At 60.2% G+C, this 11,879-nt stretch carries 13 protein-coding genes; 7 read left to right on the forward strand and 6 right to left on the reverse strand.

Going from position 1 to position 11,879, the window contains the following annotated elements; translation table 11 throughout:
* Positions 1 to 8: 8 nt before the first annotated feature.
* Together BP737_RS05785 and BP737_RS05790 are read left to right on the forward strand one after the other, a co-directional pair.
* Positions 9 to 686 (forward strand): DUF2953 domain-containing protein, encoded by a 678-nt coding sequence (locus BP737_RS05785; RefSeq protein WP_292409921.1) that lies wholly within the window; start codon positions 9 to 11, stop codon positions 684 to 686.
* Positions 679 to 933, forward strand: coding sequence for a hypothetical protein (locus BP737_RS05790; protein WP_292409924.1), 255 nt, complete (start codon positions 679 to 681; stop codon positions 931 to 933). The genes BP737_RS05785 and BP737_RS05790 overlap by 8 nt, the downstream gene beginning before the upstream one ends.
* 4 nt (positions 934 to 937) lie before the next feature.
* On the opposite strand, the gene BP737_RS05795 is transcribed toward BP737_RS05790, so the two are convergent.
* Genes BP737_RS05795 through BP737_RS05810 form a run of 4 tightly spaced genes read right to left on the reverse strand, consistent with a single transcriptional unit; the run spans position 938 to position 4,809 of the window.
* Positions 938 to 2,083 (reverse strand): ABC transporter permease, encoded by a 1,146-nt coding sequence (locus BP737_RS05795; protein WP_292409926.1) that lies wholly within the window; start codon positions 2,081 to 2,083, stop codon positions 938 to 940.
* The gene (locus BP737_RS05800; protein WP_292409928.1) at positions 2,080 to 2,751 is read right to left on the reverse strand and encodes an ABC transporter ATP-binding protein; all 672 of its coding nucleotides are present in this window, start codon (positions 2,749 to 2,751) and stop codon (positions 2,080 to 2,082) included. The genes BP737_RS05795 and BP737_RS05800 overlap by 4 nt, the downstream gene beginning before the upstream one ends.
* 5 nt (positions 2,752 to 2,756) lie before the next feature.
* On the reverse strand, positions 2,757 to 3,899 hold the full coding sequence (locus BP737_RS05805) for a COG1361 S-layer family protein (RefSeq protein WP_292409930.1): 1,143 nt from the start codon (positions 3,897 to 3,899) through the stop codon (positions 2,757 to 2,759).
* A 1-nt stretch (position 3,900) separates the two neighbouring features.
* Positions 3,901 to 4,809 (reverse strand): YIP1 family protein, encoded by a 909-nt coding sequence (locus BP737_RS05810; protein ID WP_292409932.1) that lies wholly within the window; start codon positions 4,807 to 4,809, stop codon positions 3,901 to 3,903.
* A 133-nt stretch (positions 4,810 to 4,942) separates the two neighbouring features.
* Between BP737_RS05810 and BP737_RS05815 the strand changes: the two genes are divergently transcribed.
* Positions 4,943 to 5,236 (forward strand): hypothetical protein, encoded by a 294-nt coding sequence (locus BP737_RS05815; protein ID WP_292409934.1) that lies wholly within the window; start codon positions 4,943 to 4,945, stop codon positions 5,234 to 5,236.
* A gap of 206 nt (positions 5,237 to 5,442) precedes the next feature.
* Here the strand turns inward: BP737_RS05815 and radC are convergent, their stop codons facing one another.
* Complete coding sequence (radC, locus tag BP737_RS05820) at positions 5,443 to 6,111, reverse strand: RadC family protein (RefSeq protein WP_342686000.1); 669 nt, start codon at positions 6,109 to 6,111, stop codon at positions 5,443 to 5,445.
* A 184-nt stretch (positions 6,112 to 6,295) separates the two neighbouring features.
* On the opposite strand from radC, the gene BP737_RS05825 reads away from it, so the two are divergent.
* Both BP737_RS05825 and BP737_RS05830 read left to right on the forward strand, forming a co-directional pair.
* The gene (locus BP737_RS05825; protein ID WP_342686001.1) at positions 6,296 to 7,945 is read left to right on the forward strand and encodes a tetratricopeptide repeat protein; all 1,650 of its coding nucleotides are present in this window, start codon (positions 6,296 to 6,298) and stop codon (positions 7,943 to 7,945) included.
* A 443-nt stretch (positions 7,946 to 8,388) separates the two neighbouring features.
* Positions 8,389 to 8,514, forward strand: a complete 126-nt coding sequence (locus BP737_RS05830; RefSeq protein ID WP_342686002.1) for a hypothetical protein — start codon at positions 8,389 to 8,391, stop codon at positions 8,512 to 8,514.
* On the opposite strand, the gene BP737_RS05835 is transcribed toward BP737_RS05830, so the two are convergent.
* Positions 8,511 to 9,539: a hypothetical protein gene (locus BP737_RS05835; RefSeq protein ID WP_342686003.1), complete on the reverse strand. Its 1,029-nt coding sequence runs from the start codon at positions 9,537 to 9,539 to the stop codon at positions 8,511 to 8,513. The genes BP737_RS05830 and BP737_RS05835 overlap by 4 nt on opposite strands.
* Before the next feature lie 253 nt (positions 9,540 to 9,792).
* On the opposite strand from BP737_RS05835, the gene BP737_RS05840 reads away from it, so the two are divergent.
* Positions 9,793 to 11,331 carry an N-6 DNA methylase gene (locus BP737_RS05840; RefSeq protein WP_422655918.1) on the forward strand — a complete coding sequence of 513 codons (1,539 nt, stop codon included), beginning with the start codon at positions 9,793 to 9,795 and terminating at the stop codon, positions 11,329 to 11,331.
* The coding region (locus tag BP737_RS05845; protein ID WP_342686005.1) for a restriction endonuclease subunit S at positions 11,321 to 11,879 on the forward strand (559 nt) is incomplete at its 3' end. The genes BP737_RS05840 and BP737_RS05845, both read left to right, overlap by 11 nt.

Raw genomic sequence — 11,879 nt, forward strand, 5'->3', positions numbered from 1 at the left:
TCCATTCCATGGTCGCGGCCATTCTTTTCTCCATCCTGCTCGTCGTCGCCGCCGTCATCCTCGCTCTCCTGCTTGCTCTCTACCTGGTCCCGGTGATCGTCGAGGCGGCCGCCGACTGCACGCGGGAGAGAGCCCGGGCGACGGCAATCGTAGCCTGGGGCATCGTGGGAGCGCGGGTCCGGGTCGACGACGCGGTGCAGGTGCTCGAGGTCCTCGTCGCCGGCCGTCGGGTCATGACCCGGGACCTTCGGGCGATAGCGGCCACAGAGCCGGAAAAAGAGGAGAAAACGGCGGAAAAACAGGGGCCTGCACGACCGGTACGGGACTACCTCGGCGCCGCCGGCGACCTCTGGCCCCATATCCGAAAAGTCCTCGCCGCCGTCTACCGCTCTCTCTATCTTGAGACGCTCCGGGGCGACGTCACCCTCGGTCTCGACAGCCCCGCCGACACCGGCGTCGTCTACGGCTACTATACCGCCGCCCGATACGCTCTCTGGCCGGCGGAGACAATCGATTTCGTGCTGACCCCGGTCTTCGACCGCCGGGTCTTCGAAGGCGCCCTCACGCTCCGGATGCAGGTCCGCCGCCCGCTCCTGATCATCATCCCGGTCGTGCAGGCTTTACTCCAGAAACCGGTCAGAGAGCGGCTCCGTCAGGTCCCGGGAAGAGGTGCTCCGGGTGCCTGAGAAGACCCGCCTCGTCGTCGGCGGTGCCCGCAGGGCGGGCGGCCGGTGCATCATCCCCATCATCAGAGCGCTCGCGGTATACGGAGAGGAAACCGCAGCGGTCAGCCTGACGCCGGTTGCCCTGCTCGTCGCCGAAGGGGAGAACGAGTACCTCACCCTCCTCCCGGGCGCGCCCCCGGAGACCCGGGATATCGCCGAAACGCTCCGTGACGAGATCGAGCGAGAAAAAAAGAAGTGTGCGGGGTAGGCCGTCACTCGTGCCGCAGCGCCTGGATAGGGTTTAGTTGCGCCGCCTTCCAGGCCGGGTAGAGGCCGGAGGCCACGCTCGTGAAGACGCCGAACGCCATCCCGAAGACGATGTAGAGGAGACTCCCCGGGTTGAAGAGGTAGTCTGCGTTCTCGACGATGACCGCCGTAATCACGTAGCCGGTGCCGAAACTGAGCACCCCCCCGATAGCGGCGCCCACAACCCCGAGGATCAGGGCCTCGTAGATGAACATCCGCATCACCTCGCTCCGGCGGGTGCCGATGCTCCGCAGGACACCGATCTCCTTGATCCGTTCGGTCACCGACATCAGCATCACGTTCAGGATCGAGACCCCGGCGACGATGAGCGATACCGCGCCGATACCCATCAGGAAGACCGTGATCGAATCGGCCGCCGCAAAGATGCTCTCGAGAATTGTCCGGGTGTCCATGACGTTGACGACATCCTCCCGCCGGTTCATCTTCTGCTCGATCGATTCCTTGACCGAGTCGATGTCGTTGACGTCCTTGACCTTCACGATCGCCTGATCGTACTCATCCTCGTCGTAGTGGCTTGAATACCAGGTATAAGGTACGATGACGGCGTAGTCGGGGTTGATGTCGAAACCCATCCCCCGTTCCTTGAGCACGCCCACCACACGGAGGGTTTCATCTCCGATCCTGACCCGGGCACCGAGTTTCAGGCCGTTTTCCTTGCTGTTTGCGGCAAGTTCGCTCCCGATCAAGCACCCGGCGCCCGTGCCCTTCGGGTAGGCCCCCGACTCAACTTCGAGCAGAGAGGGAAGATCCTCGGCCGGCATCGCGTAGATCATCGCGCCGCTCTCCTTATCGCCCACGGTTATCTTATCGACGGTGCTCGCGTACGGGATGATCCGGTTGGAGCCGATTGCCCGGGCGATATCGTCCACCTGCCGTTCGGTGAGTTTCGTGGTACCCGAATCCGACGCCGGAGAGACGATGAGGGTGTCGCCGACGTCGGTGACCATGTCGTTGAACATGAGGCCGATGCTGTTGCCCATGACGCCGAGTGTGGCGATCGCGACGACGCCGATGACGATCCCGAGGATCGCAAGGACCGACCGGAGCCAGTGGCGGTTGACGTTCCGGCGGGCGAGGTCGAAGAAGGTCATTCTACCACCCTCCCGTCGACGAGCCGGATCGTCCGGTCGGCGTACTCCGTCATCCGGGGGTCGTGGGTGACCATGGCGACCGTCTTGCCCTCCTCGCGGTTCATCCGGTCGAGGAGATCCATGATCGCGGTCCCGGTCTTTGTGTCCAGGTTCCCGGTCGGCTCGTCGCAGAGGAGGAAGTCCGGGTCGTTCACGAGCGCCCGGGCTATCGCCACGCGCTGCTGCTGTCCGCCGGAGAGTTCCCCGGGTTTGTGGGTGAAATGCGTCTCGGCGATCCCCACCGCCGCGAGGACCTCCTCGGCCCGCTCGCGGGACCGGTTCTGCCGGCCCTTCAGGATAAGCGGGTACTCGACGTTCTCGACCACCGAGAGCAGCGGAATGAGGTTGAACTGCTGGAAGACAAACCCGATGTGGTCACGCCGGAGAAGGGTCAGTTCGTCGTCGTCCATCCCGCTGATCCGCTTGCCCGCTATGGTGACCTCTCCCGAGGTCGGGACGTCGAGCGATCCCATGATGTTCAAGAGGGTCGATTTCCCCGACCCCGACGGCCCCATGATCAGGACGAACTCGCCCTTCTCGATCGCGAGATCGATCCCGGCGAGCGCCACGACGTCGCCGGCCGGGAGGGGATAGACCTTCGTGACCGCATCGAAACTGATGACCGGCATCGTCGTTACGTCCGTCTCCAGGAGTAGTAGATGGCCCCGCCTATCCCGAGCGCGACAAGCACGACAACGATGATGCCGGCTACCGGGAGGCCGCCGTCGCCGCTCTGCTCCTTAAGAGGCGTCGTCGTACCGCCGACCTCGACCATCGTCGTCGTCGTATAGCGGTTGCCGTCGTCGTCGCGGTACTCGACGACGACCGGGACCTCGGTTGCGTTCGCGTCGGCCCGAAGAGTCACCTCGAACGATGAGATGTCGTCGGGGTCGAGCGTCCCGACAACGTAGACCCGGAACGGGTCCGTAGGCGTCGCAGGCGCCCCGGTGGTGACGAGCACCGACCGTGCGGCCTCAAGTCCGGCGTTCATGACGTCGCCCACGACCCGGTAGCCCCCGGCAACGGGCGTGACCTCGATGTTGGTGACGACCGGGTCGGCCTGCCTTTTATCCTCGCCGAACGCGATCGGGAGAACGAGGTCGGTCGTGTGGGTGTTGATGCCGTTACGCCAGGTCACCTGGAAAGTGACGTCCGTCTCAGCGGCAGGGGTCAGATTAAAGAGAACGGTCGCAGAACCGTCGGCAGCGAGAGCGCCGATGAATCCGCCGTTCGGTGTCGCGGTAAAGCCGGTTCCCTGCGGGATCACCTGGACGCCGGACGCCGCGTTCGGGCGGGGGTTGCCGACCCGGACGGTGATATCGGCCGTCCGCCCTTCGGCGAAGGCGTCCGGCTTTCCGACCACCGAGACGCTGAGCGGGGTGTCCTCGACCTGGACCGGGACCGGGTAACGGAGGTTGCCGGCGCCGTCGCGGAAGTCAAGGACGAACACAGGGTAGAACGTCCCCTCTCCCCCGTCCGCCCGGACGGTGAAGGTGAACGTCTTCGCGTTCCCGGCGCCTATCTCCCCGACCGAGGGGTAAGGGTCGCTCAGCGCCACCACGCCGCTCCCAAAGAGCCGGGCGCTCTTGATGGCAACCGATTCGGCACCGTTGTTCTGGATCGTCACCGTGAGCGTCCCGGTATCGCCTTTCATCAGGACCGGGGGATCGGTCGCGGAGGAGGTCACGGTGATGTCCGCCGGTCCGGCCTGTGCCGGTCCGGCGACCACTGCAACGGCGCAGAGGAGTGCTACGATAAAGAGATGAAGTGGTTTCATATTACAGCCATCCGATAAGGGGGATAAGTAGAGAGATGATGTAGAGCCCCACGGGTATCCCGACGGTGAGGGCCGCGTTCCGCGTGGAGAGGCCCCGTGCGTATTTCATGCCGAAGATCCATATATTTGCGCTCCAGAGAAGGAAGAGGACCGTCACGAGCGTGGCGACCGATGTCAGGGGGTCGGCCGCCAGCATCTCCGTGAGGGTCTCCGTCACGGCCACGATCTCCTCAGGGCTCGTTGCGGCCGGGACCGTGATGCCCGAGAGAATCTGGTAGGAGAGAACGACCCCGATCAGGCTCCCGAAGACCTGGGGCAGGAACCCGTAGCCCGTGAACTCCAGCGTCCGGGTGAGCGATCCTTTGCCCTTGAAGATCATCGAGATGAGGTAGAAGACGATGCCGACGACGATCCACGTGAGGAAACCCCCAATGACGGCAGCAACCGCGACGCCGGCCACCATGATCCCCCCCAGGCCCTGCATATCCGCGGGGAGTATACCGATGGTCAGGTTCGTCGCCAGTGCGGCCGAGACCGCACCGATCACCCCGATGACGAGCGCAATCAGCGCCGGCACTTTCAGGCCCGGCTCGGTCCGCATGCGTTCCTCGAAAAAATTCCCGGGACTGAGCAGCACCCGGAGAAATCCAGTTTTCATGATAGTATCCTCGTGTACCCTTGGCTGATGAGAGAATATATACTTTTTCCAGTAATTCGGGACGCAGAGAGCGCGAATTCCCGGAAACGTCCAAAAGAACGGCGATTCTCCCCGCAGTAACGGCACATCGGACCGCCGGGCGATGGTGAACCGATCTCCGGAGAGGAAGCGGAGGGCGAGGTCGTCGATCTCCACAGAATGGACCGGTAGACCGTGATTGACGGTGTTGCTGTCGTTCCGCGCGCCGACCATCGAACCGGGAAGATCCTTCTGATCGCGCGTCGCGTCGATTCAACGGGCGCCCGTTTCAGTTTCATGATACTCTGTAAGTATGGCTCACATATAATTGTAACCCATATACATCCCATATAGTTTACTTTGCTATTTGAGATTTAACATCGCATATGGTAGCGCCGGGAGTATGCACGATCAAAATCGAAGAAAAAAACAGGTTAATGTGCGCCTTTCCCAGCGTATACTGGATCAGGCTCAGGAATTAGTTGACAGCGGTCAGCACCCGCACATATCCGACGTTGTTGAGACCGCCGTAATACGTTACGTTGACGAGGAGTATTTCAAACGCACCCTCCGTACGGAACTATTCGAGATGATGGACACTCCTGAGTATAAAGGAAAGATGCGGGAGCTCATCAGAGAGATCGATAGGGAACAGAACTGACGCAAATCATGCATCCCCGGCCCATGACCGTTCACGAAGCATTTTCGGGGGATGCCGATATATCCAGATCCTATTCTTTTCAAAAATCTTCTATAAAACGGTAAACCGGGCAACCCGAAGTGAGAAATGACCGGAATAAGAGGACACCGCAATCCTCGTCCGTTTTGTGCGTCGCGTCCTCCCGGTGCAGCGGGCGTGTGAGGGCGTCAGATCTCCCCGAGTTCCTTCAGGCTCACGTAGCCCTTCTTTGTAACGATGATGTGGTCGAGCACCCGGATGCCGAGGATCGACCCGGCTTCGACGAGTTGCCGGGTGACGTCGAGGTCCTGCGTGGAGGGCGAGAGCGTGCCCGAGGGGTGGTTGTGGATCAGGATTACCGAGGCGGCGCGGTCGGTGATCGCCTCGGCAAAGACCTCCCGGGGGTGGACGAGGCTCTGGTTCAGGGTCCCGACGGTGACGGTCCGGCGTTTTATCACCTCGCCGGCGCCGCTGAGGGTTATGCAAAGAAAATACTCCTGTTTCCTGTCCCGCCATTCCGCGACCAGCGGGAGGACGTCCTCGGGGCAAGCAATCCGGCACCCCGAAACGCCGTCGTCCCCGAGGTACCGCCGCCCGAGCTCGAAACAGGCCATGATCTCGCAGGCTTTCGCCGGGCCGATCCCCTCGATCGTAAGGAGGTCACCATATGACGGGCTGCCTCCGGCCTTCTCCAGGTAGCGTTCGACGCCGCCGGCGATCTCCCGGACATCCCGGCCTTTTGTTCCTCCCCCGAGGAGGAGAGCGATCAGTTCGGTATCGGTGAGCGCCTGCGGCCCCCGCGTCGCCAGCTTCTCACGCGGGCGATCGCGGTCCGGGATATCGCGCATCCTCTTCATCGTCAACCGGCCCCTTCTGGTTCCTCATTTTGATCCCGGAGCATGTATACGTTGCCAATTTACTCCGCGCACGGAAAAATTTTGTCCCGGGAAAAGATTCAGGAGAACGTTTCTCCTTCACCGTAGAAGGTTTTCGGGTGTTTTATCGAATCCTTTTTACCTATGGACGGCAATCACTCACGAAATGGAACTCCCCTGGAAGAGCGCCGAGGCCTGGTGCAGGAAGGGACGGGCATACGCCGAGCAGGGGCAGTACGACCGGGCCGTCGAATGCTACGACCGGGCGGTTGCCCGGAATGCCGACGACACCGCTGCCTGGTACCACAAAGGGCTCGCCCTCACCGCCGCCGGGCGCGACCGGGAAGCCGCAGGGTGTTTCGACCAGGCCGTCAGGATCGACCCGGCCTCCGCCCGCTTCTGGCTCGCCCGGGGACAGGCGCTCTACAATCTCCGGGAGTACCGTGAGGCGGCCGGCTCCTGCGGTCGGGCGGTGGAACTCGCCCCCGACTCGGCGGATGCCTGGTTCGTCAGGGGAAACGCCCTCAGAAAGCTCGGGCGAACCACCGACGCTATCGACTGCTACGACCGGGTCATCGCCCTCGAGCCGGGCCGGATCGAGGTCTGGAACGCCCGGGGCACGGCGCTTGCCACCGGGCGCCGATACGACGCAGCCATCGACTGTTACGACCGGGTCATCGCGCTCGATCCCGGGAACACAAACGCCTGGTACAGCAAGGGGACGGTCCATCTCCTCCTCGGCCGGTGCGGCGATGCGCTCGAGTGCTACGACCGGACCGTCGCCATCGACCCGGACCACGCCGACACCTGGCATACCCGGGGATGCACGCTTGCGGCGCTGCAGCGATACGAAGAAGCGGTCGGGTCGTTCGACCGGGCCCTCGCCCTCCACCCCGACGACGACGATGCCTGGTACAACCGCGGCCTGGCGTTGCACCACCTGGGGCGCTATGACGAGGCGATCTCCTGCTACGACCGGGCGTTCCAGATCAATCCCGACCATCCCGGGATCTGGTATCATAAAGCCGCGGCGCTGAAGACGTTGAAGCGCTACAGCCTCTCGCTCGCCTGCTTCGACCGGGCGCTCAGGGAGAACGCCGTCGATGCGGAGATCTGGCACCAGAAGGGTCATCTTCTCTTCACCCAAAAGCGTTACGTGGAAGCGATAGAGTGCTTCGACCAGGCGCTCAGGCTCCGGGCCGACCACACGGACGCATGCTACTATCGGGGAGAGGGTTACTACGCCCTCGGGGATTACGAGACGGCGATCGCCTGCTACCAGGCCGTGGTCCGGGCGGCCCCCGAGAACGCCGTTGCCTGGAACAACTACGGAAACGCACTCTACCGGCTCGAACGCTATGAAAAGGCGCTCGTCTGCTACGAGCGGGCGCTCGAGATCGACCCGGAGAACCGCCGGGTCTGGAGCAACAAAGCAAACGTCCTCTCCGTTCTTTCTCACTACGATCAGGCTCTCGTCTGCTACGACCGGGAGCTCCTGGCCCACCCGGAGAATGCGGACGCCTGGTACAACAAAGGCCTTGCGCTCTTCATCCTCGGGCGCTACGGCGAGGCCGTCGCCTGCTGCACCCGGGCGCTCGAAGCCGACCCCACAAAGGTTCAGGCCTGGAGCACAAAGGGAAACGCCCTCGTGATCCTGGAACGCTTTGAAGAAGCGCTCGAATGCTACGACCAGGCGCTTGCCGCGAACCCCGACGATGCCGAGACGCTCAAAGGAAAGGCGACGGCGCTCGTCTGCCTCGACCGCCCCGCCGAGGCAGACAGATGCCGCGAGCGGCTGCTGCGGCTGCAGCGGTGAGCGGAGGGCACCGGGCCCGGGAACATCTCCGCACCGCTGCCGCTTCTGTCATCAGGCCCCGGTGAGGAGGACCAGATTACCCCTTCTCATTGTTCCCATCCCACCGTCAAAAAAATTGTTTGTTGACTAGTGGACACCTTATTTTGCTGCTCCTGGTGTGTGGGGTTGCTCTCTCACGCGAAAGATTGGGGAGCAGTCAATAGTGGCCCGATTCCGAGTAACCACTATACTAACCTGGGGGAGTGTCATTCCTGGGTCCCGGGGCGAATAGCCACCACGGTCCACTGCGAACATACCTCCAGAAAGACGTACGGATACCCTCCTGCGGGGAGGGGGAGTTCCCCCTCCCCTGTCCCACCCCCAAAGGCGATACCTCCCACGGTCCACTGTCTGGAACGAACCGGGGAACATCCTGATCCCGCGCCCACCTCCAATGAGGGGGGATGAGCATCGAACAGAGTCCGATCATCGGGATCGATGCAATAATCTCCGCGGCTTCGCGGCTCTACACCGAACAGTGCTCACGTGAGGCGATGGTGTGTGAAATATTAGATGCAACGGTCCACTAGTAGATAATCCACGTATCCCAGTAAGTCGAAATGGAGTAGTACCGGTGGAACGGCCATGTGGTCGGTTCGATGAACGTACCCTCCGCATAGAGATACGCCAGGTCGTACTGACCGCTGGCGGTAGATGCATCCACGCTTACCGTGCTCCCCGGACTCCAGCTCTGGAGGGTGTTCTTAACATCCGGCCCATTGAATGTATAACCCCACTCGGCCCGCTCGATAGCCGGGTCGCTCTCATCACTCATGGTAACGGAGTTCAGGAACGACCCGGAGAACTTCGGCATCGGCGTGAACGATATGGAGACGGTCGTCGGCCCGGTGGTTGTCCCGCTGGGGTTCCAGTCATGCAGGGCAGGGTTGCCTAAACTGCTCACCGACCAGTCGATGTACGAGAGACCCCGTTCATTGAGCCACTTGCTCCCCTGCTCGCGATACCTGTGAAAACCGGGGTCCATAGACCAGATCTGCTTGATTGCAAAGTAATCCCTGACCGGGTCCATTTCGTTGGAATTCCGGTACGTCTCAAAGTTATGTTCGATGAGTCCGTAGGGTTCGGCCGCGTAGTAATACCGACCGGACCCCATCAGGGTCCAATCCCCGCCGGATACGTTCACAGCACTCTCCGGGGTACTGACGGCGGTATCGTTGTACCACCGGTTCGCCTTCTCAAGGAGTTGCGCGATGTCCGTGCCCTCCTGCGAGACAGCGATCATCTCATGAGGAATCCCGGTCTTATCGAACGAAAACCCATACGCAACGATCGTCGCGTTGACGGGTATCACCGGATCGCCAGATCCGATCGGTGCCCCGGTGAAGTCTGCGCTTTTTTGGTAACTCTCAATCAGTTTATCTCGCTCATCCATCACCGTATCCAGGTCAAGGGGATACGAATCATTGTCCGTCCGGAATAGAGACAGATCCGTCTCCTGCTGCTCCTCACCCGGCACGGGTGCAACGGCGATACCGGCGACGAGCAGCACGATGAGCGCCCGCATCAGGTATCCGGAAATTCGTGTAATCTCCATTTTTTTCAGATCCCGGGGTTCAAGGGGTGCAAGAAAGTCCCCGGCTTGAGCCGTGGGGATGAATTGCATCCCCTGGTTAGTTTCACGTTCACCTCGCGCGGGATATTTTTTGTCATAAGAGTTACACAGAATACATCGTGACTTAAATGTTTGGCAACTCAAAATCCTCGTGAGGATTTCTAAAGGACTAAGTGTGAACACCTATATATTTGTTAAAACCTGCAAGGCTCTGGAGTGCGACACTTCTGACAGCATGGAAATAGAGCCGAATGAAAAGGAGTGCGACAAAATGGCGACAATAAATAACACTGCATCAATCGGCTTTGAGCAACAAATATGGGCGGCAGCAGACATCCTTCGCGGCAATGTGGATGCGGCGGAGTACAAACACGTCGTTCTTGGACTTATTTTTCTGAAATACATATCGGACAGGTTCGAGGAACGGTATCAAGAACTGCTTGCCGAGGATGACGATGTGGAGGACAAGGATGCCTACGCCGAAAAGAACGTGTTTTTCGTGCCACAGTCGGCGCGGTGGAGCGTCATTTCCGAAGCGGCGCACAAAGAGGAGATCGGCACGGTGATTGACGACGCAATGCGGGCGATCGAGAAAGAGAACAAGCGGCTGAAGGACATCCTGCCGAAAAACTACGCCCGTGACGAACTGGACAAGCGCCGCCTCGGTAACGTGGTTGACCTATTCACCAACATTCAGATGATTGAACACGGCACAGACAAGGACATCCTCGGTCGCACCTACGAATACTGCCTTGCCAGGTTTGCCGAGCAGGAAGGCAAGCGCGCCGGAGAGTTCTACACGCCGTCCTGCGTGGTGCGGACGCTCGTTGAGGTCTTGCAGCCGTTCAAGGGGCGCGTGTACGACCCCTGCTGTGGGTCCGGTGGTATGTTCGTGCAGTCCACGGACTTCGTAAAGAACCATTCAGGCAACATCGACAATCTCTCAGTCTACGGACAGGACGCAAACCCCACCACCCGTAAGATGGCTTTGATGAACCTTGCCATTCGGGGCATCGAGGCCAACCTCGGCGGATACAACGCCGACACGTTCCATAACGACCTGCACCCAACGCTGAAAGCTGACTTCATCCTCGCCAATCCGCCGTTCAATCTCTCCGATTGGAACGACGGCAGTTTGAATGACGACCAGCGGTGGCGGTACGGTCTCCCCCCCGCAGGTAACGCCAATTTTGCGTGGCTTCAGCACATGATTTACCACCTTGCACCGAATGGAAAAATCGGCATGGTACTTGCCAACGGTTCGCTGTCCTCCCAGAGCGGCGGCGAGGGTGAAATCCGCAAGAAAATAGTGAAGGACGACCTTGTAGAGGGCATTATCGCCATGCCCACACAGTTGTTCTACACCACGCAGATACCCGTTTCCCTCTGGTTCATCAGCCGAAACAAGAAGCAAAAGGGCAAGACACTCTTCATCGACGCCCGCAAAATGGGTACGATGGTCAACCGCCGCCTACGCGAGATGACCGTCGATGATATCGCCAAAATTGCCGCCACATTTCAGGCGTTCGACGACGGGACGCTTGAGGACATGAAAGGCTTCTGCGCCGCCGTTACCACGGAGGGGATCGCCAAGCAGGACTACATACTAACGCCGGGACGCTATGTCGGCATTGAGGAGCAGGAGGATGACGGCGAACCCTTCGAGGAGAAAATGGCACGGCTAACTGACGAACTTTCCGAGATGTTCAAGCGTTCCCACGAACTGGAGGGCGAAATCCGTAAAAGACTGAGGGCGATTGGGTATGAGCTATAAGATGAAACGAGTCGGCGATGTGATTGAGGAAATCGCGATGGGACCGTTCGGCTCAAATATAAAGGTCGATTGCTTTGTTCCATCCGGCATCCCTGTGTTGAACGGGAGCAATCTCACGGGCTTCACTCTTAGCGAGGACAGCTTTAATTACGTTACACCAGAAAAAGCCGCTTCGTTAAAGAAAGCTGTGGCTTCACGTGGCGATGTGGTTATAACGCATCGAGGCACACTGGGGCAAATAGCATACATTCCTGTAGATAGCAAATATGATAAGTACGTTATTTCGCAGAGCCAATTTCGGGTGAGATGCAAAAAGGACGAAATGCTACCTGAGTATATGGTCTACTTCTTTCATTCACGGGAGGGGCGGCATCAGCTACTCTCTAACAGCTCCCAGGTCGGAGTACCCGCTTTAGCCCGACCGTCTTCGACTTTTCAGGAGCTTGAAATGCCCGTGCCGCCGATAGAGGTACAGCAGGCGATAGCCGACACACTCTCCGCTCTCGACGTGCGGATTGCCGTTAACACAGCGATAAATCATCATTTAG

It is taken from the genome of Methanoculleus sp. UBA291 (assembly GCF_002499755.1).
Classification (GTDB): domain Archaea; phylum Halobacteriota; class Methanomicrobia; order Methanomicrobiales; family Methanoculleaceae; genus Methanoculleus; species Methanoculleus palmolei.